This window comes from Acinetobacter sp. YH12205 (assembly GCF_013418125.1).
Taxonomy (GTDB): domain Bacteria; phylum Pseudomonadota; class Gammaproteobacteria; order Pseudomonadales; family Moraxellaceae; genus Acinetobacter; species Acinetobacter towneri.
Genome location: NZ_VPCQ01000002.1, coordinates 162,317 through 184,282, shown reverse-complemented (window position 1 = coordinate 184,282; position 21,966 = coordinate 162,317). Strand labels below are relative to the sequence as shown.

Sequence of the window (21,966 nt, the reverse complement as noted above, 5' to 3'; positions counted from 1 at the left end):
ACTTTTGGCAATAAGCTGTTGTCTTGATTAATGATTTACTTATTCTTAAAACAGATATAGTCAATGTGGAAAATCAGTGCAAAAGATCGCAGATTCAAGCCACGGCTTACTTTCTGTTTCTTACAAAATACAGTGGCTATGCTAAAATGCGAAAATTCATATCCATTAAAATTTAGAGGACAAAACGCTTGCAAAATCGGAAACTTAAAATAGGTATCGTTGTGGGAGAAGTATCGGGTGATACTTTAGGGGCACAACTCATGCGACGTTTTCGTGAGCAAGGCATTGATGCAGAGTTTGAAGGCATTGGTGGCCCACAAATGATTGCGGAAGGTTTTAAAAGTTATTATCCGATGGATATTTTATCGGTAATGGGCATTGTTGAAGTGCTGAAAGATTTGAAAAAACTCTTTGCAGTACGGGATGGTTTGGTCGAAAAGTGGACTCAACATCCCGTCGATGTCTTTGTCGGAGTTGATGCGCCTGATTTTAATTTACGTCTTGCCAAAAGTTTAAAACAGAAAAACTTGCCGATTAAAACCGTGCAATATGTCAGTCCTTCGGTATGGGCATGGCGACAAGGTCGGGTACATGGCATTAAAGCCAGTATAGATTTGGTACTGTGTTTATTTCCGTTTGAAAAAGCCTTTTTTAAAAAATGGGATGTGCCTGCAGCCTTTGTCGGACATCCTTTGGCGAGTCAGTTGCCGTTGGAAAATCCAATTGCTGCAGCAAAACAAGAATTGGGTCTAGACCAACAGCAACAATATATTGCGTTATTACCCGGTAGTCGACGTGGTGAAATTGAGCGTTTAGGGCCGTTAGTTTTAGATGCGGCTTATATTTTGACGCAAAAATATCCGCAGTTTAAGTTTCTAATTCCTGCAATTAATGATGCACGTAAACAACAAATTGAAGCGTTACTGCAGTCTTATCCGAGTGCATTACAAGACAAAGTGCAATTGATAGAAAATCGTGGCACAGAATCCAAAATTGGTCGTCAGGTAATGAATGCGTCCGATATGATTGCACTGGCTTCAGGCACGGCGACGTTAGAAGCGATGCTATTACATCGTCCAATGGTTACGTTTTATAAGCTGAATCGCATTACGTACTGGATTGCGAAACTGTTGGTGAAAATTCCTTATTATTCATTGCCAAATATTATTGCAGGTAAAAAGGTTATTCAGGAGTTAATTCAGGATGATGCAACGCCTGAGCGTTTGGCAGCAGAAATTGAAAAGTTAATTTATATCGAAACTGCACAAATTCAAGTGATGCAACATATCACTATGCATAAGCAATTATTGTCCGATAATAGCGAAGACCCTGCACAAGCAATTTTGGCGATTTTAGATCGTTAAACTGTTCATTTCGTGATTGCATTGTTGTTTTGAAACTGCTGCCGATACTGGCTAGGTGTTAGCTCGAATTGCTTTTTAAAAGTTTGGCTAAAGGCGGTTTCGGAAGAATAACCGACACGATGGGCAATTTGTTGAATCGACAATTGTCCTTGCTGTAAATAATGCGATGCCAAGCGTAGCCGATGTTGTTGTAAGTATGCCAAAGGCGGCTCACCAATTACCTGATTAAACAAATTGGCAAATTTAGAACGTGACATGCAACATTGTTCTGCCAAACTTTCTACCGTCCATGCTTTTTCGGGTTGACCATGAATAGCTGCGAGCGCATTGGAAAGTTCAGGATGTGCCAAAGCGCCGAGCCAGTTATTTGAGTCATCAAGCTGAAAAATATAATCACGCACACATTCAATCAGTAAAATACTGACCAAGTGATCTAATATTTTATCCCGTCCCGGTCGGATTTGATGACTTTCCACCGCTAAAAATTGCAAGCCAATTTGTAACCACTCGGGCGCTGTGCTGCACATGATATGCGGAATATGCAGATATTCGGGTAGGGCACTTAAAAGCGGTTTTGCCATGGTGGTGTCCATGTGGCATTGAATCACCAAAATAAATGCGTCTTCAGCTTGTGTGTGATTTATCGTGCCAAAATTTATTGACTGCTGTGACTGAATTTGAAATAAATCCGAAATATCAAAGTGTTCTGTCCAGTGAGTGTCTGCAGTTGCACTTGCGTAATGACTGCAACCCGATGGAATCAGGACAATATCACCTGCATCAATGTGAAGGTGTGTCTGTGCAGATAAATGGATATGCAGCGAGCCTTGTAGTACTACATAAGCCAGCATTGCCCCTTGGTCACGATATTGAAATGACCAATCTCCATGAGGATTTAAATAGATATATTCTGATTGGTGCAGATGTATATCATCAAAAATTTTACTTAAAGCATCCATATTTTAAGCATAAATCATTATAAAAAATAAACCTGTGATTTCAGGACAATATAGCGCATTTTTGCGCCAAAGACTTTTGCATAGCTTTTTTGGACGTCTGCAACTGTTCATTCTCGTGTCTTTCCTCAAATATATAGGTAGAATAGCGTAGAAGGAAGAAAATAAGATGAACGCACCACTTCATTTGCTTAAAGAGATGGAACAGGATGTTCCTTATAAAAGCGCGGCTCAACTCGATAAAAAGCGTTATTTATGGTTGATCAGCCCATTTTTACCTGTATTGGGGATGGGGATTTTGGCGGGTTATCAATTCGCTCCGAAGCCTGCGAAAAAAGTTTTTGCTCTAGGTGGCCCTTTATTATTGCATGTGATTATTCCAACAATTGATACTTTAATTGGTCAAGATGCCAATAACCCAAGCAATGAAGATGTGAAACGACTTGAGGAAGATCGGTATTATTCGCGTTTGGTGAAAAGTTTTATTCCTTTGCAATATGCCGCCAATATTTATGCAGCTTATTTGGTTGGACGGCCACAAACCTCGTTAGTCGATAAAATTTTTCTGGGTATTTCCATGGGGATGGTGAATGGTATTGCTGTCAATACTGCGCATGAACTCAGCCATAAATCTTCAAAAATAGATCACTTACTGTCACATTTGGCTTTAGCACCAACAGGATATAACCATTTTCGGGTTGAGCATCCGTATGGGCATCATAAACGTGCTGCGACACCTGAAGACCCTGCATCTTCACGTATGGGAGAAACATTTTATGAGTTTTGGCCCCGCACGGTAAAAGGTTCGTTTAAGTCTGCACTGCAAATTGAAACTCAGCGTTTAAAACGTAAAGGCAAAAGTTTTTGGTCGAAAGACAATGAATTATTACAAGGCTGGGGCATGAGTGCGGCATTTCATGCTGCATTGTTGGCGCGTTTTGGTACTGGGATCATTCCGTATTTGGCGACACAGGCTTTTTATGGCATTAGCCTGTTTGAAATAATTAATTATATAGAACATTATGGCTTGCTTAGACAAAAAGATGCGCATGGCAAATATGAGCGCACTATGCCTGAACACAGCTGGAATAATAACAATATTGTGACCAATTTGTTTTTGTATCAATTACAACGTCATTCCGATCATCATGCTTATCCAACCCGACCATTTCAGGCTTTGCGACATTTTGATGAAGCGCCTGAATTACCAAGCGGTTATGCCAGCATGTTGCTGCCTGCCATGATTCCACCTTTGTGGTTTAAAATTATGGATAAACGTGTATTTGAACATTATCAAGGCAATTTAAACAAAGCCAATATTCAGCCTAAACGCCGTGCACGAATTTTTAAGAAATTTGGTGTGGTGGATAATTGATTGAATTATTAAGATTATTTTTTAATATTCATTTTGATATTTCTTTTGTATATATCTTTCAAAGGAAAGATTGAGATGTATACCAGATGTCTATTTTCACTCATCTTACTATGAATTGACTTCATCTCATTTTGGCGCATAATAAAGTTATATATTTATATAATATTGAGGTGGGTATGATTCATACAAACTTGAGAAAAGTAGGTGGTTCGGTCATGCTTGCCGTACCGCCTACATTATTAAAAAGTTTAGGTTTAGATGCGGGAAAGGAAGTTTCTCTGAGCATTGTGAATGGTAAGTTAGTGGTCGAACCTAAAGCGAAGCCATCTTATAAATTGGCTGACTTGCTGCAAGAGCATCAAGCTTTAGCATTAGAGCAAGATGCGTGGCATGATGTAAAAGCAGTTGGGCGAGAAGAAATCTAATGAATCAAGGCGATATTTATTTGATTTCATTAGATCCAACACTTGGACATGAACAACAAGGTAAGCGACCTGTATTTGTTATTTCACCTAAGTCATTTAATCTTATTACTAAAATGCCGATTGTTTTGCCTATTACTTCTGGTGGAAACTTTGCACGAAATATGGGTTTCGCTGTAGAGCTTATTGGTGGGAAAACTACAGGTATTGTGCGTTGTGATCAATCTAGAGCTTTAGATTTTGAAGCTAGACACGCGCGGTTTTTAGAATCCTCGCACGCAGATGTTTTGGATGAGGTTTTAGCAAGATATATCGCAATTTTTTCACCTGAAGATTAATTTATATAGAAAAAGACAGAAATTTATAGCAATATTTCTATGAAAATCTGTCTTTTATCTTACTTTACTATATGCCTTAAATCATAAAATCACTTGAGCTCACTCGAACTTTTACCTAATTCACGACGGGCAATAATCAATAGCTGAATCTGTTGCGTACCTTCAAAAATATCTAAAATTTTCGAATCACGTGCCCATTTTTCCAATAACTCATCTTCGTTATAACCCACCGATGCAGCTAACTCGACACACCTGAGCGTGATTTCATTACACACGCGACCAGCTTTGGCTTTGGAAATAGAAGCTTCGCGTGAGTTAGGCTGTTTATTGTCTGCCATCCATGCTGCTTTGAGCATCAATAAACGTGCGGCTTCCCATTCTGCTTCCATCCGATAAGTCTGTGCTGCGATATGTGAACACTGTAAATAGGGCGTGGCATAATTTGCATCTAATTGGTCTTTAAAAATTTCCTTAATCCGCTCTAAAGCGGCTTTGGCACAACCAACGGCCATAGCTGCCACCAAAGGGCGAGTGTTATCAAAGGTTTCCATCACACCTGCAAACCCTTTGGCAACATCAATTTCTGTATTGCCTAAAAGGTTGCTCGCAGGAACACGGCAATTTTCAAATCGAATTGTTGCTGTGTCCGAGGCTTTAATCCCTAATTTATATTCTAAGCGTTCCACGGTCATGCCAGGTGTGCCCTTAGTCACAACAAAGGATTTGATCGCAGCACGTCCCAGTTTTTTGTCTAAGGTTGCCCACACAACAACGGCATCGGCGCGGTCACCAGAGGTCACAAAAATCTTTTCACCATTTAAAATATATTCATTGTCTACTTTGGTGGCAGTGGTACGAATAGCCGCAGAGTCAGAACCACAGTTGGGTTCGGTAATTGCCATGGCTGCCCAAACACCATTAAAGCGTTGTAATTGTTCTTCATTGGCCACCGCAGCAATCGCAGAATTACCTAAACCTTGGCGTGGCATACTGAGTAATAAACCTGTATCGCCATAACACATTTCGACAATACTCAGTGCGGTAGACATATTTACGCCATTTTTGTTACCTGTAGATGTGTCACCACGTTTGTTGACTGCTGCACCTGCATTCATGCCATCGCCCGCTTGGTTCATACCATCAACTAAGGCGGCAAGCATGTCTAATTCTTTCGGGTAGGCGTGTTCGGCTTTATCATATTTCCTTGAAATGGGACGTAATACATTTAAAGTAACTTCATGTGCCTGATCGACCAACATTTTGAATTTTTTTGGATTTTGTAAATTCATGGATGTATTCCTTATTTTTCTAGCTGGCTATCGTTTATTGATGGTGTGAGATTAAGCATGCAAGCCTGAATGCATAATTGCAGTCGCACGTAAATCACGATACCAACGCTCTACAGGATGTTCTTTGGTAAAGCCATGACCACCTAAAATTTGCACGCCATTGGTGGCAATTTGCATAGATTTTTCTGCACAGAGCAGACGTGCTAAATATGCTTCTCGATGAAAGTTTTTACCCGATTCGGCAAGACTCGCTGCATTCAGCAACAGCATGCGCATGGCTTCAATTTCAATGGCCATATCTGCAATCATAAAAGCCACACTTTGACGATGTGAAATTGGTTCGCCAAATGCAGTGCGCTCATTGGCATAGCGAATACAATAACTTTTCACTGCTTCACAGCAACCAACTGCCATGGCGCACCACATGAGATTGCCTAAATCTAAAAATGCGCTGTAATCGAAATCATCTGTGCCTAAACGCTCCGCAGGGGTTTGATTAAACTTTAAAGTCGCCGTTTCGCAGGCTTTTAAGCCCATTGCAGGCGCTGCTTTAAATTGAATAGAAGCATCACGTTGCACAATGAACACATCGGCTTGACCATTTAGCTCTGCACTAACCAAAAATAAATCTGCTGTTTCGGCCAAAATCACCAGCGTTTTTTCACCTGTAATTAGGTACTGTCCATTTTGCAAAGTCGCTTTGGTTTTTAGCTGATACGGATTAAACGCAGCAGTATTTTCCTGAATCGCAAAAGTGGCTTGAAGTGGCGTTGGATGGTTCGCGTCTGTTTCGGAAAACGCAGATAAATACTGATTTTGAACCTGTTCTGAACCCCAGCGAGTTATGGCATTCATTACGCCAAATGTGGAAAGTAATCCTGCGGTTAAGCCAAAGTCGCCACGTGCCAATTGTTCGGCAATTAAAATATGGCTGACAATATTTTGTTCAGTGGCAACACCGCCTAAAGCTTCGGGCAGAGCATAGGTGTTCAAACCTAAATCTGTGCTGTATTGCCATAATACTTGTGGGAATTTCGCATCATGATCTGCCTGATGTGCCAATGGATAGATCACTTCTGTAGCAAATTGCTGCATGGCATCGACCAGCATTTGCTGTTCTTCACTCAATGACAAATCAAATAAATCTTTGGATTGACGTGTCAGTCGTTGTTGCGGTAATTTTTGTGTGCTTTTAAAATTTTTTTGAGTGGTTTCAAAGGTTTTAAAACCTGCTTTGGCTGAGTGATATAGAGATTGTTCAACCCATTTGCGTAATTTGAATTGATCGAGCAGATCACTCGATGCCATTTTAGTGAGTAGCGCTAAGCCGAATCCTTGGGCTTTGTTTATCATTTGACTCATGATTGTGTTGTCCTACACAGAGAATGCTTGTTTTTTATGCTGACATGCAGACTATAAAAAAACTATGTCATTGCTGACATGCAGAATTGTCAAAGATAAACGGTAAAAATTTTCTTATAACTGGACTAATATGTGGATTTTTATAGATTATTAATTTTATAGAAATCTACGCTTTTAAAATAAATTGACCTAAATGACAATTGCATCGAGTGGGCAACAATCATTTAGGTCTATATAACAGCTTTGATCAAAGAAATAAAAGTTGGGACTTAAATAAACTTTTGAATCATTTTGCGGACATTGGTTTTCGCATCAATCACGGTCATAAAGGTGTAGGCACCAATAAATTTACGGCTAATAAACATAAATTCTTTAGGCGGCACACTAAAGTAACGCGAAGCCATCGATTTAGATGCTTGTTGCATGACACGGCTATGCAGCTGACTTTTTTTCCAGTCATAGCGCGATTGTTCATCCATCACGCCTGCAGGTAAATCGCGGTTATTGTCTAAGTGACTAAAGGCTTCGGTTGCCAATAGAAACACTTTTGCCATGTCAGGTTTAATGCTTTCAGGGATGATGTCAAAAAACTCATAACCCGTCATGGCATTCACCATCATTTGTGGGTCGTGGTAATAACCCGCCTTGATCAAATTACGCGCCACAGTCAGCAAGTGTTGATCAAATTGACGAATAGCACCAAAGTCGAGCAGTACAATTTTATCGTGAATATCTTCACCATTACCTAAGCGAACTAAGTAGTTGCCAAAGTTCGGGTCAGTCTGCATTTCGCCCCATTCAAATACTTCACGCACAGCAATTTCTAAAGAGGCTTCGCCTAATTGGTTACGGCGTTCTTGAGGTAATGAAAGCATGACAGGGCTGTTAATCGGTACGCCACGTTCAAAGGTCATACACAGCACTTGGTCGCTACAGTATTCATCCACAATTTGCGGCACAATGTAGCGCGGATCATCTTTTAAACGGGCAGCAAAACGACGTGTCGTTTCCGCTTCAATTTGATAGTTGACTTCACGATGCATCATTTCACGCACTTCATCAAACCACTGATCAAATTCACGGGTTTGCGGCACCATGCGTGTCAATTTGAGCATATTTCTAAATAGGCTCATGTCTGAGTCAATCGCATCTGCTACGCCTGGATATTGGATTTTTAATACCAACTCCAAACCATCCGACTTGCGGGTCGCGCGGTGAACTTGAGCCAAAGAGGCTGTACCTAATGGCTCATGATCAATGGTGAGATCATCAAGTTTGGCACCTAACTGTGCCTGTAATTGCTGTTTAATTGCAGGCCATGCCAATGCGACAGTCTGGTTATTCAGCGTGTTGAGTGCTTGCGTAATTTCTTCAGGTAAAAAATGTTCGCCGTACAGCGCCATCATTTGCCCAATCTTCACGATAGAGCCTTTGAGTTTGCCAATTTCAGCCACCAAGTAATCGGCTTGTTCTTTCATGGCTTTTTTTCGTTTACGTTCTTTTTCTTCTTCGCTTGAAAACATAGAGGTGGCATTCGAGGCTGCCCATCGTGTTCCTGCAAGTAAAGATGCCTTTGCGATGGATAAGCGTCGATCCATAGAGGAAGTCTTGAGTTGTTTAAGCTTATCGTTCTGATCTGACATTAAAATCAATCCTTAAATCAGCAATACGCAGGAAAATTAGATTGTAACGGATATTAGCGCGTCTTAACGTATTAAAAAAGTTCAACTTGCTGAACGACGAGTTTCCTCGTGAAAAAAGTATGAAAAACGGCTTAAAAGTACTTTTACATCCGATATTGCACTTTGGTTTCGGCTTTTTTCATCAATTGCGCTTTGTTGTCTTGGATAAATTTGAGAATCATCAATTTTACAGAATCGTGTAAAAAACCATGCGCATATCCCTTAACAATAATCACGCTGGGCAAACTAAAAAATAGATATTTGGCATCATCTAATGACGCATTTTCAAAAATGCCGTTTTCAATCAAAATTTGCTGAAAAAATTGTTTTTCAATCAAGACTGCATCAGAGTGGTTGTCGTTCCAATAGCTTTGGCGCATGGCCATCAAATTATTGTGTTTGTAGCTCATAAGGCTGAAAGCTTCATCTATAAAATGAGTAATTCAATTATTGGGATATTGTCACATTTTTCAATGATTATTGTGCATTTATCATCGACTCAGCTATAAAAAGCAGGAGATTGACTATATGCTTTTTAACCTGAATCTTGTAGCATCAATACAGCAATTTGGGTTTTTTAAAATTATAAAATATTGAAAATTTACCGCGCTTTAAAAACAGACTACGCTCAGGGGAAAATATGAAAGTTTGGACATTTACACTATTGGGGATGCTGACTTTGGGTACAGCTCAAGTTTGGGCGAATGGCGTTTCACAAGGCTATACGCAATGTATGAACAATAGTTATGGCAAAATTTCTCAATCGCAAAAATGTATTAAAACTGAGCAAAAAGCACAAACTAAACGACTCAAAAAACACTATAAAGCCTATGTGAAACGCAGCGCAGGCAATGCCAATAATATTCAACAACAGCATCAACTTTGGGAAAACCGTGTAAAACAGCGCTGCTATTTATCTACTCAAAGTGATTTTGCGGAATTGCAGCGCGCGCAATGTGTTTTGCTACAGACAGTAGAGCGTGCAGATTATTATCAAGGGCAGTTTGTGGGAATCAAATAAGTAAAACCATAGCAAATAAATTACTTGGAAACTGCTTAAACATTATAAAACCGAGCAAAACAAGGTATCATAAGGCGTTTTAAAATTTGACCTTGGAGCGCCTTAAGTGGATCGACCGACAATTAGCCCTGAACATTTGCAGGAAGCTGCTGAAAACCTATCAACCATTCGTGATTTTATTCGCTTTGGGGTTACAGCACTACGTCAATACGATGCACATTTAGGTCAAGGTACAGAAGATTATTTTGCAGAAAGTTCTGCATTGGTGTTACAAACTTTGTCTTTAGACTGGAATGCAGACGCTGAAATTTTAGATGCAAAATTATTGCCGAGCGAAGCAGCTGAATTTTTAAGCTTGCTCGAACGCCGTATCAATGAAAAAGTACCAACTTCTTACTTATTAAACTTGGCGTATTTCTTCGGAAAACCATTTTATGTAGATGAGCGTGTTCTAATTCCACGTTCACCTATTGCCGAGCTAATTGAAAATCGTTTTGCGCCATATTGCCTAGATGAAGAAGGTCAAATGCGCGAAGCAGATAACAATTTACCAGCCAATGCTGCGCCTAAAACCCCACAACGTATTTTGGATATGTGCACGGGTTCAGGTTGTATTGCGATTGCTTTGGCTTATGCTTTTCCAGATGCTGAAGTCGATGCAACTGACATTTCAAAAGATGCTTTGGAAGTCGCACAAATTAACTGTGAACATCACAACAAACAATACCAAGTGGCGTTGCTTGAGTCTGATTTATTCGCCAAAATCCCAGCCGAAAATCAGTATGATTTAATCGTATCTAACCCGCCGTATGTTGATGCGGAAGATATGGCAGATTTACCTGAAGAATTCCATCATGAGCCAGAATTGGCATTGGCAGCAGGGCAAGACGGCTTAGATTTAGTCCGTAAAATGTTGGCGCAGGCGGCAGATTACTTAACTGAAGATGGTCTGATTGTGATTGAAGTAGGTAATTCTGAATGGGCGATGAAACAGAATTTCAACACGGTTGATTTGCACTGGTTAAAATTCCAAAAAGGTGGTTCAGGTATTTTTGCATTGACTGCAGCACAATGCCGTGAATATCGCGATTTATTTATTCAATCTGTTCAAGCATAAGGAGTCGTTGGACGTGGCAGGTAATAGTATAGGGCAACTTTTCCGTGTAACGACTTGTGGTGAATCTCATGGCGTAGGTCTGATGGCGATTGTCGATGGCGTGCCACCGGGGATTGAACTGTCCGCAGAAGATTTACAAAAAGATTTAGATCGCCGTAAACCGGGTACGTCTAAGTTCGCGACACAGCGCAAAGAACCCGATGAAGTTGAAATTATTTCAGGTGTTTTTGAAGGTAAAACCACTGGAACTTCAATTGGTTTACTGATTCGCAATACCGACCAAAAATCGAAAGACTACGGCAATATTGCAAAGACTTTCCGCCCTGGGCATGCAGACTATACCTATACGCAAAAGTATGGTTTCCGCGATTATCGTGGTGGTGGACGTTCAAGCGCACGTGAAACAGCAATGCGCGTTGCAGCAGGTGCAATTGCAAAAAAATACCTGTTCGAAAAATTTGGAATTGTGATTCGTGGTCACGTCACTCAAATTGGCACAGAAAAAGCTGAAAAGCTAGATTGGAACGAAGTACCAAATAATCCATTTTTCTGTGGCGATGCCGATGCTGTACCACGTTTTGAAGCATTGGTAACGTCATTGCGTGAACAGGGTACAAGCTGTGGTGCAAAACTGGAAATTGTAGCTGAAAAAGTGCCTGTGGGTTGGGGCGAACCTGTTTTTGATCGTTTAGATGCCGATATTGCCCATGCCATGATGTCTATCAATGCTGTGAAAGGCGTTGAAATTGGAGATGGTTTTGCAGTGGCAGCGCAGTTTGGGCATGAAACCCGTGATGAACTGACCACTGACGGCTTTTTGGCGAACCATGCAGGCGGTATTTTAGGCGGTATTTCTAGTGGTCAAGATATTCGTGTTGCGATTGCTTTAAAACCAACAGCTAGTATTACCACGCCAGGCAAAACCATTAATTTAAACCGTGAAGATACAGACGTACTGACCAAAGGACGCCATGATCCTTGCGTAGGTGTGCGTGCAACGCCAATTGCAGAAGCTATGCTTGCGATTGTGTTGATGGATCATTTCATGCGTCATCGTGCGCAAAATGCCGATGTGGTTGCACCGTTTGCACCCATTGAGCCAAAATAACAATATGCTTTAAGCAAGACGTATTGTCATCGATAGTTATAAAAATATTGTTGAGAAAGAAGCCAAACCACAGCGTTTGGCTTTTTAATACCTGAATTTTGAGATTAGTTCATCTTTTAGATTGTGCGTTTTAAAATTTTGTACGCTGTTTTTTATAATGAAGATGCAAGGAATGATCTGCGGCTCCTAAAATTAGGCCAATAAAAAAGAGCGCATATTGCGCTCTTTTTAAGGAACTTATTTACACTTCATTAAAGGAACCAAGTGTAATAACCCCAAATCATCAATGGCCAAGCCACAAATGGGCTAAATAACCATTTCCAAAACCAGAAGCGTGGAATAAAACCAACACCGTGTACAAAGCCACCTGAAATACCAATCATAATAAACATCATGGCACGGTGGCTATATTCACCGTTGGCATCCAGCATTGCTGCTGGATGAAGAAGCAGAACGGCTGCGAGTGGGAATGCCAATAAACATGAAATAACCATCGCAATCTTGTTCGGTTTTTGAACTGTTGTTTCAGCGTTCACTGCAGTGTCTGTCATCTAATTATTCCTCGTCAAGGTCTTGATGAGATTCAATATACAGGGCACTCAAGACACCTGCAAAGCATGCCATCAGAATACCGAGAATCCATGCAAAGTACCACATAATTTATTCTCCTTAGACACAGCCTTAGTAAAGGCTGTGTGAATTCTCTTTAATGTGCTTGTTGGTGATAACGCCCCACATTTTGTAGTAACACCAAGTGGTGTATAGCAAAATAATTGGTACGAAGATACATGCTGCAACAGTCATTACAGTTAATGTGTTTTTACTTGATACCGCATCCCACATGGTCAAGCTTGCAACTGGGTTGAGGCTTGATGGCATTAAGAATGGGAACAATGCAAAACCTGCAGTTAAAATCGCACCGATCACCGCTAAAGATGAACCTGTGAAACTTAAACCAGCTTTGTTTTTACCTGCTGCAAGAATAATCAAAATACCGCCCAAGATGCCCATAATTGGTGCAATCATGGTAATAGGGTACGCTGAGTAGTTATTCATCCAGCCTGGGTTTGCATTGGTTAAAACTTCTTTAGCCAATGGGTTTGCTACGCCATTCGTGTCGTATGGAGTTACTAGGGTATAACCTTCGATACCACCGAAGTATAACCATGCGCCTGCACCTAAGAAACACACAAGGAACACAATACCCATGATTTGCGTTGCTTTTGCAGAGCGTGCACGTAAGTCACCATCGGTACGCAGCATTAACCATGCACCACCATGCGCACAAAGCATAGACAAGCTGACTAAACCACAAACTAAAGCAAATGGGTTTAATAATGCAAAGAAGCTGCCTGTATATGTTGAACGTACAGTTTCGTCTAGGGTAAATGGTACGCCAAGGAACATATTACCAAACGCAACACCGAATACTAATGCAGGAATTGCACCACCTATAGCCAAACCCCAGTCCCAAGATGTACGCCATTTGGTGTTTTCAAGTTTTGAACGGTAGTCAAAACCAACTGGGCGCAGGAATAGGGCAAACAGAACTAAGAGCAGTGCCCAATACATGCCTGAGAATGCTGTTGCATATACCATTGGCCAAGCAGCAAATAACGCACCACCCGCTGTAATGAACCAAACTTGGTTACCATCCCAGTGCGGTGCAATCGTGTTGATCGCAGCACGACGTTCTTCGTCAGTTTTACCTACAAATGGCATGATCGCCATTGAGCCCATGTCGAAGCCATCGGTGAGGGCAAAGCCAATGAGTAATACACCCACCAACACCCACCAAATGATTTTGAGTAATTCATATTCGATCATGCTTAAGCCTCCTCATTGGCTTTTTTCGCAGCTTCAATTTTCTCGAAGTGGTATTTACCAGTATGAAGCGAGCTTGGGCCTAGACGTGAGAATTTGATCATCAAGTACATTTCAATAATCAGCAAAACGGTATAGAACGCTGCCAATGCAATGATTGAGCCCCATACGTCGCCAGTGCTGAGTGAAGATGCAGACAAGTGTGTTGGAAGTACTTCACCAATTGTCCATGGTTGACGACCAACTTCTGCTACATACCAACCTGTTTGCGCTGCAATCCAAGGTAATGGTAATGAGAATAACGCAAATTTTAATAACCAAGGTTTGCTTTCTGCGTTGCGTTTAGCCACTGCAAAAGTTGCAAGTGCGAATAACAACAGCATTAAGAAACCAGAAGCTACCATGGCACGGAATGCCCAGAACAAACTTGGTACGTGTGGAATAGTATCCGCAGCAGCCATTTTAATTTGTTCGTCAGTCGCATCTACTACGTTTGGCGTGTATTTTTTCAACAATAAACCATAACCCAAATCGGTTTGAGTTTGCTCAAATGCAGCTTTAAGTTCAGGAGATTGGTCGCCCGCACGTAATTGCTCAAGTTGTTGATAAGCAACCATACCGTTACGAATACGAACTTCGTGGTTTGCGATCAGGTCTTTAATACCAGTCACTTCTTCGGTGATAGAACGCGTTGCAATAATCCCCATGACATAAGGAATTTTAACTGCGTAATCTGTCGTTTGCGTTTCTTCGTTTGGAATACCAAATAAAGTGAACGCTGCAGGAGCAGGGTGAGTATCCCATTCTGCTTCAATTGCTGCGAGTTTGGTTTTTTGAACATCACCTAATTCATAACCTGATTCATCACCAAGTAGAATTACAGATAAAGTAGAAGCTAAACCGAAAATTGCTGCAATAGCGAATGAACGACGCGCAAATGGCAAGTCTTGCTTTTTCAATAAGTAATAACTTGAAATCGCTAAAACGAAAATAGCACCCGTTACATAACCTGCAGAAACAGTGTGTACGAATTTAACTTGCGCAACAGGGTTAAAAATTAACGCCCCGAAGTCAACCAATTCCATACGCATGGTTTCGTAGTTAAAGGTAGAACCCACTGGGTTCTGCATCCAGCCGTTGGCAACTAAAATCCAGAGAGCGGACATATTAGAACCAAGCGCAACCAGCCACGTTACACATAAGTGCTGCACTTTGGAGAGGCGATCCCATCCAAAGAAGAATAAACCAATGAAGGTCGATTCTAAGAAGAAGGCCATTAAACCTTCAATTGCGAGTGGTGCACCAAAGATATCACCCACGTAGTGTGAGTAATACGCCCAGTTTGTACCAAACTGGAACTCCATGGTTAAACCAGTGGTTACCCCTAAGGCAAAGTTAATACCGAAGAGTTTTCCCCAGAATTTGGTCATGTCTTTATAAATTTCTTTACCAGAAATCACATACGTGGTTTCCATAATGGCAAGAATAAAAGCCAGACCTAAAGTCAGTGGAACAAAAATAAAGTGATACATCGCGGTCATTGCGAATTGGAACCGCGAGAGATCGACCACGCTTTCAGAAATCATCAACGTGTCTCCTTGATTGAGGAAGGACTGCCAGCAATACGCTCAGCAACTTGTGAATCAAAATTTTGAGGAATAGTTGGGGCATCAAACCAAATATTTTTGATGACCATTAACAGCACGACCTTAATTATTAAAATGACCGTGAGTTCACGAACTACTTTTCTATTTAAATCTTTAGGAACTAAGCTCACTTTTATAAGCCTATTTTTTAAACTGTGTTTTATATTATTAAACAAAAACATACAAAAAAAAATAGCTGGCACAGTTAAAATGAAAATATATTGTTAACTTATTATAAATCAATAGTTTGTTTTTGGGTGTTGCAGAGAATAAATGGAGGAAAGTAATATTTTTTAAACTTGACAGAAACACTTGTAATTAATAATTCAAAATCTGACTAAAATACTTATATTTTAAAAAAGCAAATCTGACTAAATTGCTATGAATAAAAATCAATCTAAAAATAGCAATAAATTAGAGATATTATCAGCTAATAATTATTCTCATTCTTTTGTTAAAGTTTAATGACGATTCCGCATATTTTTTTATTTCCCTACAATGTGGTGGTGCTTTGTCTTTGGCTTAGTCTAGGGTAAACAGCATTTTTTCATAATGATTTTGTGTAAATATTGTTCAGATCACATGAAATGTATCGTTTATAAACAAACAGATTGTGTTGAGTTTGAGTGAAAAATTTTAACTTTCTTAGGTCAGCAAGATTGGTTTTAAATCTTAAAAAATAACTTATTGATTGCTAAATAGGTTATTTGATGCCGAAATTTTTTTGGCAAGATAGTGAGATCTTTTTTTGCGCACAATAATAATTTGAGCTTGAAATTCAAGTTCACCAAATTCAGGTTCAACCTGCACATAATGCAGTTGCCCAAACTCATCACGTACACGTGCTTGTGCAGAAAAACCAGGACGGGCATTACCACTGGAAATTGTGGCTAAACGTCCGAGTAAATCGACTTGGCGCACGCTATATTTGGGCTTAATCACTTGGTCTAAACAGTGAATCATGAAGACTGTAAAAAAGATGGCAATAATAAACGCTGGAATAATAATGTAATAAGCAGGAACGAAATGTTGTTGTTGTGAGTAAATCAAAAACTGTAAAAAATATCCTGCAACACTGAAATTCATCAGTAAAAAAACAAAAATCAGTACTTTAGAAAATTTAACATCTAAAAGTGGCGATTCTGTAATTCGTTGTGAAAATGCACGTTTGAGCAACTGACTTGGACGAAAATTAAAGTAATAACCAATCGTTTCGACAGTGCTGAGTAGCAATAAAACAACTAGGCTGAGGTGAAAGGGCATTAAGTTCAAATCAGATAAAAACTCATGCATGCGCTAAACTCACGTGTTGAAATATTTATAGGTGATGCTATTTAGACACAGATCATTGATCTAGCTCTGCTTAGAGAGCATAGATAAATGATCTAGTTTTGTATAGAGCTAAGATTTGGAACTTTTCGCTTCTTTCTGAAAGTTGCAAAAAAGTTAGTCGTTGATCAAGTAAATCCCACCATCTGAATGAACGCTGATCTCGACTTTTTCAAGTGATTGACCTAAACAAGGGCCAGAAATACATTCACCTGTTTCAACCATAAACAATGCACCATGCGTTGAGCATTCGATATATTCTTGGTCGCGGTCTAAGAACTGGTTTTCTAAAAATTCTAATTCCACTTGTAGGTGTGGGCAGACGTTTTGGTAAGCGTAATACATGCCATCACGTTGGGTGATAAAAATTGTGTCACCATTTGGCGTTTCGTAGGCACGTGCTTCACGCTCAGGAATGTCTTCCATCATACAAATTTTATTCATTATGCAGATTCCTTTTGAATGCTATGCAAAAGTTTAGCGTAATCTTCTACCGCAAGACGAGGGCCGAATTGAGAAACCACTTCACTTGAAATCAGAATGGCAAGTTGAGCTGCAGTTTGGAAACCTAAGCCTGCATTGAGTGCATACAGGAATGAACCTGCAAAGGCATCACCCGCACCGTTGGCATCAACAGCAGTGACTTGACGACCTGGTACAGAAAAAGCGTTGTTGCCATCATAAATTAGGGCACCTTGTGCGCTCAATGTAATGACAATGTATTTGCTTTTTTGTTTTAGTTGTTCTAATGCCGCTTCAGCCGTTTCCGTTCCTGTGTACATCATGGCTTCTTGCTGGTTACAGAAGATCAAATCCACACCATCATCTAGTAACTCATCCAAACCTTCACGCGCATATTGCACCATGGCAGGATCAGATAAAGTCAGTGCAATTTTAACCTGATTGGCTTTGGCAATTTCACGCGCTTGTTTTACCGCAGCACGTGCAGTATCACTAGTAGATAAATAACCTTCGATATAAAGCCATTTTGCTGTTTTAAGTGGCTCAAAATCAATTTGTGTAGCAGAAAGTTCTGCGGTAATGCCCAAGTAAGTGTGCATGGTACGTTCAGAGTCATCACTCACAAGTACCATACAAGTCCCTGTAACGCCTTCACTGACCGATTTGGTTGTGGTGTGAATACCTGCTTCATTTAAGCCTTTGAGGTAAATATCACCCAATTCATCGTTACCAACACGGCAGGCATAGAAGGCTTGACCACCTAAAGCACTAAATGCAACGGTGGTATTTGCGGCAGAACCACCCGAAGCTTGGCCTTTATGTCTTTGTGTTTTAATTAAGTTGTTGTATAAATTTGCTTGTGTTTCACCATCGGTTAATTGCATAGTACCTTTTTGCAAGCTATGTTGAATGAGAAAGTCATCCGAGACTTGAAATTCTTGGTCAATTAATGCATTACCAATTGCAAAAAGGTCAACAGTTGCCATGTCTTTAAATCACAGTCAAAATTAAAAACGCTAAGTTTACACCAATGCTCAGGATTGCTGTAGTTTCATGAATAAAATTCAGCTGAATGAATGTTATTGATGAAAAATAGGGGTTTAGCAGAGTTATCAGGAAGGTTAGATGAACATCGAAATTAAAGAAGCACAAGAGTTACCAACGCAAATTCAGACTTTGGCCAAACATGCTGCTCAAGAAGGCTTTGATTTTGTCCATCGTTTAATTGAAGAATGGGAAAGTGGTAAAAACCGCTTTAATCAGCCTGGTGAGTTTTTATTGTTTGTTTACGATGGTGATCAATTGGTTGCATGTGGTGGCTTAAACCAGCAATGGAATGAGCAAGATATTGAAAGTCGTATTGGACGTGTACGTCGTTTTTATGTTTTGCCAAATTATCGTAAACATGGCGTAGGTAAACAGCTCTTGCAACATTTAGAGAAAAAAGCACGTGCTAATTTTTCGGCGTTGTGTTTAAACACTGATACCAAATCGGCAGCGCATTTTTATCAAAAACAGAATTATGTGTATGTCGAAAATCATCCAAACTATAGTTATTTTAAATACCTGATCTAGTTTTGCTCATGCTACAGCCAGTGCAGCGCAGCATTTTGTTGATACTTTGCAAATTTCAATCAATTTAGTCGGGTTTTCAACGTGAATTATCTAAAGAACTAAAGCTATAATGGCTTTAGTTTTTTATTTGCTTATTTTTAGGAGATCACATGACTGTAGATGTCACTGAAACCATTTCCCAGACTGTACATCCTGCGTTTCAGTTGGTACGTCAACACCATGTTGAAGCCTTAGACATTTTAGTGTCTGAATATAAACATAAAGTTACAGGTGCGGTGCATTATCACTTAGCGACAGAACATGATGAAAATGTATTTTTAGTCGCATTTCGCACTCAGCCGATGGACTCCAAAGGTGAGGCACATATTTTAGAACATACTGCGTTGTGTGGTTCTGAAAAATTCCCTGTCCGTGACCCGTTCTTTTTAATGATTCGTCGTTCATTGAATACTTTTATGAACGCATTTACCGCGGCAGATTGGACAGCTTATCCATTTGCAACACAAAACAAAAAAGATTTCCAAAACCTGCTTGCGGTGTATATGGATGCGGCTTTTGCAGCCAATTTAAATCCTCTCGATTTTGCTCAGGAAGGTATTCGTATTGAGCTGGAAAATGGCGAGCCTGTTTATAAAGGCGTGGTATTTAATGAAATGAAAGGTGCGATGAGTTCGCCATCCGATCAGCTTTATCACCAATTGGCTTATCATTTATTCCCTGAAACAACTTACCACTACAATTCAGGTGGCGACCCGAAAGATATTCCAGATTTAACCTATCAAGAATTGGTAGATTTTTATAAGTCACATTATCACCCAAGTAATGCGGTATTTATGACTTTTGGCAATACGCCTGCATACGATTTACAAGAACAGTTTGAACAGTTGGCTTTGGCGAAATTTGAACAGGGCGAAACGTTGTATTCGAAGCCTGAGCGTCGTTTAGCTGCGCCAGTGGCAGTGACTGAAAGTTATGCAGTCGATGCAGAAGAACTGAAAGATAAAACTTATCATGTTTTGGCGTGGTTATTGCCTGAAGCAAGCGATATTAAATTACGCTTAGGTATGCGTTTGGTTGAAGGTGTTTTACTTGAAAATTCTGCATCACCACTGCGTCATTATTTGGAAACTTGGGCGCATGCACAATCTACAGGGCCATTGACGGGCGTGGATGATTCCAACTTTGAAATGACCTTCTTCTGTGGTGTGCAAGGTTCTAACCCTGAACATGCAGCAGAATTTCAGGCGGGCGTTTTAAAAGTTTTACAAGACGTGGCTGCACAGCCTGTGGATACGGCATTGGTCGATGCAATTTTGCATCAAATTGAATTGCATCAGCGTGAAATTAATGGCGATGGTATGCCATACGGGTTGAGCTTGATTTTAAATGGTTTAAGCAGTGCAATTCACCACAATGACCCAATTCAGGTGTGGGATGTAGATACTGCGATTGAGCAAGTCAAAGAAGAACTTAAAGATCCAATGTGGTTATCACGGCTAATTCAGACGCATTTAATTGATAACCCGCACCGTGTTCAAATGACTTTGGTTCCAGATGCAGAAAAATCGGCCAAAGATGCTGCACTTGAAAAAGCACGTCTGGCTGAGATAGGCGCACAACTCACAGATGAGCAAAAAGCAGAAATCGTCGCGCAAACGGAAGCTTTAAAAGTCCGTCAAGATACGCCAGATGATTTGAATTTATTGCCAAAAGTTGGTTTGGAAGATGTGCCTGCAGCTTTGCATATTGTGCAGGGTGAGTTGCGTGAAATTATCAGTAACCGCATTGATTATCCTTTAAATTTATATCATGCAGGAACCAATGGAATTTACTATCAGCAAGTATTGATTCAAATTCCTGATGAAATTGTTCAATCGCCATATTTTAATTTGCTGTCTATTTTGATGGGCGAAGTGGGTGCAGGTGAATACGACTATTTAGAATTACAACAGCTACAAACCGCAGTCAGCGGTGGTTTGGGCATGGGCGCATCTTTACGCTCTAAAGTCGATGACAAAAATCAGATCAGTGCATGGCTCACTTTAACCACTAAGTCTTTGGTGAATAATCTTGAAGCCATCCGCTTGCTGAAACTGGCATTTGAGCAATTACGTTTTGATGAAAAAGACCGTATTATCGAGCTATTACAACAACGTAAAACCCGTTGGCAGTCGCGTTTGTCGGGTTCGGGGCATAGTTATGCCATGCAAATTGCAGGACGTCATCACAGTGCTTTGGCACAGCGCGATTACAACAACACAGGTTTGGGCGCATTAAATTGGTTGGCAGACTTGGTTGCTAAAATTGAAAAAGATGCAGCGGAATACGAGAAATTGATTGCTGAATTGCAATTGATTCACCATAAATTACTGCAAGCACCTAAGCAATTTTTGTTAGTATGTGAAGAACATCAATCCGATCGTTTGGTCGAAGAAGTTCAAGAAGTTTGGGATAAACTTATTGTTGCAGAAAATCCTGCTGCTTTAACTCAAGTTCCTGTAGATCATTCAACGCAAGATCAGGCATGGTTGATTCAAGCCAATGTGCAATTCTGTGCGGCTGCGTATCCTGCGGTGGAAGTGTCGCATCCTGATGCTGCACCTTTGATGGTATTGGCTGCATATTTGCGCAATGGTTTCTTACACAGCGCAATCCGTGAAAAAGGCGGTGCTTACGGTGGCGGTGCAAGCTACGATGGCAATGCATGTTCATTCCGTTTTTACAGTTATCGTGATCCACGCTTGGCAGAAACTTTCGCAGACTTTGAAGCGAGTATTGATTGGTTATTTAATGCAGAGCAATTGCCGCATCAACTAGAAGAAGCGATTTTAGGTTTAATTGCTAGTATGGATAAACCAGGTTCGCCTGCAGGTGAAGCGATTACTGCATGTTATGCATTATTGCACGCGCGTACACCCTCATTCCGCACAGTATTACGTGAGCGTTTATTGGCGGTGACTTTAGACGATTTAAAACGTGTTGCGGAGCAATATTTGCGTCAGCAGCAAGCATCTAAAGCCGTAGTCGCACCTGTGTCAAAACGTGAAGCATTGCTCGAACTTGGTTTTGAAATTAAACAAGTGAACTGATACGTGA

General features: G+C 40.4%; 22 protein-coding genes. 9 read left to right on the top strand and 13 right to left on the bottom strand.

Annotated elements, in window-relative coordinates; all coding sequences use genetic code 11:
* The first annotated feature begins 188 nt into the window (after positions 1-188).
* Positions 189-1,364, top strand: a complete 1,176-nt coding sequence (gene lpxB, locus FTU92_RS03240) for a lipid-A-disaccharide synthase (RefSeq protein ID WP_180038100.1) — start codon at positions 189-191, stop codon at positions 1,362-1,364.
* A 5-nt stretch (positions 1,365-1,369) separates the two neighbouring features.
* Here lpxB and FTU92_RS03235 read toward each other — a convergent pair whose 3' ends face one another.
* Positions 1,370-2,323: an AraC family transcriptional regulator gene (locus FTU92_RS03235; protein ID WP_180060085.1), complete on the bottom strand. Its 954-nt coding sequence runs from the start codon at positions 2,321-2,323 to the stop codon at positions 1,370-1,372.
* 166 nt (positions 2,324-2,489) lie between these two features.
* Here FTU92_RS03235 and FTU92_RS03230 point away from each other — a divergent pair, with 166 nt between their 5' ends.
* The 3 genes from FTU92_RS03230 (at position 2,490) to FTU92_RS03220 (ending at position 4,455) form a co-directional block, all read left to right on the top strand.
* Complete coding sequence (locus FTU92_RS03230; RefSeq protein ID WP_004973378.1) at positions 2,490-3,695, top strand: alkane 1-monooxygenase; 1,206 nt, start codon at positions 2,490-2,492, stop codon at positions 3,693-3,695.
* A gap of 176 nt (positions 3,696-3,871) precedes the next feature.
* On the top strand, positions 3,872-4,120 hold the full coding sequence (locus FTU92_RS03225) for an AbrB/MazE/SpoVT family DNA-binding domain-containing protein (RefSeq protein WP_004973383.1): 249 nt from the start codon (positions 3,872-3,874) through the stop codon (positions 4,118-4,120).
* On the top strand, positions 4,120-4,455 hold the full coding sequence (locus tag FTU92_RS03220; RefSeq protein ID WP_096900853.1) for a type II toxin-antitoxin system PemK/MazF family toxin: 336 nt from the start codon (positions 4,120-4,122) through the stop codon (positions 4,453-4,455). Before FTU92_RS03225 ends, FTU92_RS03220 begins: the two co-directional genes overlap by 1 nt.
* Before the next feature lie 89 nt (positions 4,456-4,544).
* Here FTU92_RS03220 and FTU92_RS03215 read toward each other — a convergent pair whose 3' ends face one another.
* The 4 genes from FTU92_RS03215 to FTU92_RS03200 form a co-directional block, all read right to left on the bottom strand.
* Entirely contained in the window at positions 4,545-5,744 is a 1,200-nt protein-coding gene (locus tag FTU92_RS03215) for an acyl-CoA dehydrogenase family protein (RefSeq protein ID WP_180095620.1), read from the bottom strand.
* A gap of 51 nt (positions 5,745-5,795) precedes the next feature.
* Complete coding sequence (locus FTU92_RS03210) at positions 5,796-7,106, bottom strand: acyl-CoA dehydrogenase family protein (protein WP_004973388.1); 1,311 nt, start codon at positions 7,104-7,106, stop codon at positions 5,796-5,798.
* Positions 7,107-7,375: 269 nt separating this feature from the next.
* Positions 7,376-8,749: an AarF/ABC1/UbiB kinase family protein gene (locus FTU92_RS03205; RefSeq protein WP_180095618.1), complete on the bottom strand. Its 1,374-nt coding sequence runs from the start codon at positions 8,747-8,749 to the stop codon at positions 7,376-7,378.
* A 143-nt stretch (positions 8,750-8,892) separates the two neighbouring features.
* Positions 8,893-9,198, bottom strand: a complete 306-nt coding sequence (locus tag FTU92_RS03200) for a hypothetical protein (RefSeq protein WP_004973392.1) — start codon at positions 9,196-9,198, stop codon at positions 8,893-8,895.
* A gap of 230 nt (positions 9,199-9,428) precedes the next feature.
* Between FTU92_RS03200 and FTU92_RS03195 the strand changes: the two genes are divergently transcribed.
* The 3 genes from FTU92_RS03195 (at position 9,429) to aroC (ending at position 12,034) form a co-directional block, all read left to right on the top strand.
* Complete coding sequence (locus FTU92_RS03195) at positions 9,429-9,809, top strand: DUF1311 domain-containing protein (RefSeq protein WP_081406292.1); 381 nt, start codon at positions 9,429-9,431, stop codon at positions 9,807-9,809.
* 106 nt (positions 9,810-9,915) lie between these two features.
* Complete coding sequence (gene prmB, locus FTU92_RS03190) at positions 9,916-10,926, top strand: 50S ribosomal protein L3 N(5)-glutamine methyltransferase (RefSeq protein ID WP_178318690.1); 1,011 nt, start codon at positions 9,916-9,918, stop codon at positions 10,924-10,926.
* Between the two features lie 13 nt (positions 10,927-10,939).
* Positions 10,940-12,034, top strand: a complete 1,095-nt coding sequence (gene aroC, locus FTU92_RS03185) for a chorismate synthase (RefSeq protein ID WP_180095616.1) — start codon at positions 10,940-10,942, stop codon at positions 12,032-12,034.
* A gap of 251 nt (positions 12,035-12,285) precedes the next feature.
* Here the strand turns inward: aroC and FTU92_RS03180 are convergent, their stop codons facing one another.
* The 8 genes from FTU92_RS03180 to FTU92_RS03145 all read right to left on the bottom strand — a co-directional run bounded on the left by FTU92_RS03180 (position 12,286) and on the right by FTU92_RS03145 (position 18,281).
* Positions 12,286-12,585 (bottom strand): cyd operon YbgE family protein, encoded by a 300-nt coding sequence (locus FTU92_RS03180; protein ID WP_004973403.1) that lies wholly within the window; start codon positions 12,583-12,585, stop codon positions 12,286-12,288.
* A 4-nt stretch (positions 12,586-12,589) separates the two neighbouring features.
* Entirely contained in the window at positions 12,590-12,691 is a 102-nt protein-coding gene (cydX, locus tag FTU92_RS03175; protein ID WP_004860610.1) for a cytochrome bd-I oxidase subunit CydX, read from the bottom strand.
* A gap of 24 nt (positions 12,692-12,715) precedes the next feature.
* Positions 12,716-13,861 (bottom strand): cytochrome d ubiquinol oxidase subunit II, encoded by a 1,146-nt coding sequence (cydB, locus tag FTU92_RS03170; protein WP_180095614.1) that lies wholly within the window; start codon positions 13,859-13,861, stop codon positions 12,716-12,718.
* Between the two features lie 2 nt (positions 13,862-13,863).
* On the bottom strand, positions 13,864-15,444 hold the full coding sequence (locus FTU92_RS03165; protein WP_096900849.1) for a cytochrome ubiquinol oxidase subunit I: 1,581 nt from the start codon (positions 15,442-15,444) through the stop codon (positions 13,864-13,866).
* The gene (cydP, locus tag FTU92_RS03160) at positions 15,444-15,635 is read right to left on the bottom strand and encodes a cytochrome oxidase putative small subunit CydP (RefSeq protein ID WP_004973408.1); all 192 of its coding nucleotides are present in this window, start codon (positions 15,633-15,635) and stop codon (positions 15,444-15,446) included. The genes FTU92_RS03165 and cydP overlap by 1 nt, the downstream gene beginning before the upstream one ends.
* 553 nt (positions 15,636-16,188) lie before the next feature.
* A complete protein-coding gene (locus tag FTU92_RS03155) occupies positions 16,189-16,797 on the bottom strand; it encodes an OB-fold-containig protein (RefSeq protein WP_096900848.1) in 609 nt (202 codons plus the stop codon).
* Between the two features lie 153 nt (positions 16,798-16,950).
* On the bottom strand, positions 16,951-17,262 hold the full coding sequence (locus FTU92_RS03150) for a Rieske 2Fe-2S domain-containing protein (RefSeq protein ID WP_179988655.1): 312 nt from the start codon (positions 17,260-17,262) through the stop codon (positions 16,951-16,953).
* Positions 17,263-17,276: 14 nt separating this feature from the next.
* The gene (locus tag FTU92_RS03145; RefSeq protein ID WP_004973415.1) at positions 17,277-18,281 is read right to left on the bottom strand and encodes an adenosine kinase; all 1,005 of its coding nucleotides are present in this window, start codon (positions 18,279-18,281) and stop codon (positions 17,277-17,279) included.
* Positions 18,282-18,420: 139 nt separating this feature from the next.
* On the opposite strand from FTU92_RS03145, the gene FTU92_RS03140 reads away from it, so the two are divergent.
* Both FTU92_RS03140 and FTU92_RS03135 read left to right on the top strand, forming a co-directional pair.
* On the top strand, positions 18,421-18,870 hold the full coding sequence (locus tag FTU92_RS03140; protein WP_004973417.1) for a GNAT family N-acetyltransferase: 450 nt from the start codon (positions 18,421-18,423) through the stop codon (positions 18,868-18,870).
* A 149-nt stretch (positions 18,871-19,019) separates the two neighbouring features.
* Entirely contained in the window at positions 19,020-21,959 is a 2,940-nt protein-coding gene (locus FTU92_RS03135; protein ID WP_180095612.1) for an insulinase family protein, read from the top strand.
* Positions 21,960-21,966: the final 7 nt, after the last annotated feature.

What these genes read in the sequence shown, in the direction of transcription:
- FTU92_RS03235 (WP_180060085.1), bottom strand. Translation starts at nt 2,323, where the DNA reads ATGGATGCTTTAAGTAAAATTTTTGATGATATACATCTGCACCAATCA.
- FTU92_RS03230 (WP_004973378.1), top strand. Translation starts at nt 2,490, where the DNA reads ATGAACGCACCACTTCATTTGCTTAAAGAGATGGAACAGGATGTTCCT.
- FTU92_RS03225 (WP_004973383.1), top strand. Translation starts at nt 3,872, where the DNA reads ATGATTCATACAAACTTGAGAAAAGTAGGTGGTTCGGTCATGCTTGCC.
- FTU92_RS03220 (WP_096900853.1), top strand. Translation starts at nt 4,120, where the DNA reads ATGAATCAAGGCGATATTTATTTGATTTCATTAGATCCAACACTTGGA.
- FTU92_RS03215 (WP_180095620.1), bottom strand. Translation starts at nt 5,744, where the DNA reads ATGAATTTACAAAATCCAAAAAAATTCAAAATGTTGGTCGATCAGGCA.
- FTU92_RS03210 (WP_004973388.1), bottom strand. Translation starts at nt 7,106, where the DNA reads ATGAGTCAAATGATAAACAAAGCCCAAGGATTCGGCTTAGCGCTACTC.
- FTU92_RS03205 (WP_180095618.1), bottom strand. Translation starts at nt 8,749, where the DNA reads ATGTCAGATCAGAACGATAAGCTTAAACAACTCAAGACTTCCTCTATG.
- FTU92_RS03200 (WP_004973392.1), bottom strand. Translation starts at nt 9,198, where the DNA reads ATGAGCTACAAACACAATAATTTGATGGCCATGCGCCAAAGCTATTGG.
- FTU92_RS03195 (WP_081406292.1), top strand. Translation starts at nt 9,429, where the DNA reads ATGAAAGTTTGGACATTTACACTATTGGGGATGCTGACTTTGGGTACA.
- FTU92_RS03180 (WP_004973403.1), bottom strand. Translation starts at nt 12,585, where the DNA reads ATGACAGACACTGCAGTGAACGCTGAAACAACAGTTCAAAAACCGAAC.
- cydX (WP_004860610.1), bottom strand. Translation starts at nt 12,691, where the DNA reads ATGTGGTACTTTGCATGGATTCTCGGTATTCTGATGGCATGCTTTGCA.
- cydB (WP_180095614.1), bottom strand. Translation starts at nt 13,861, where the DNA reads ATGATCGAATATGAATTACTCAAAATCATTTGGTGGGTGTTGGTGGGT.
- FTU92_RS03165 (WP_096900849.1), bottom strand. Translation starts at nt 15,444, where the DNA reads ATGATTTCTGAAAGCGTGGTCGATCTCTCGCGGTTCCAATTCGCAATG.
- FTU92_RS03155 (WP_096900848.1), bottom strand. Translation starts at nt 16,797, where the DNA reads ATGCATGAGTTTTTATCTGATTTGAACTTAATGCCCTTTCACCTCAGC.
- FTU92_RS03150 (WP_179988655.1), bottom strand. Translation starts at nt 17,262, where the DNA reads ATGATGGAAGACATTCCTGAGCGTGAAGCACGTGCCTACGAAACGCCA.
- FTU92_RS03145 (WP_004973415.1), bottom strand. Translation starts at nt 18,281, where the DNA reads ATGGCAACTGTTGACCTTTTTGCAATTGGTAATGCATTAATTGACCAA.
- FTU92_RS03140 (WP_004973417.1), top strand. Translation starts at nt 18,421, where the DNA reads ATGAACATCGAAATTAAAGAAGCACAAGAGTTACCAACGCAAATTCAG.
- FTU92_RS03135 (WP_180095612.1), top strand. Translation starts at nt 19,020, where the DNA reads ATGACTGTAGATGTCACTGAAACCATTTCCCAGACTGTACATCCTGCG.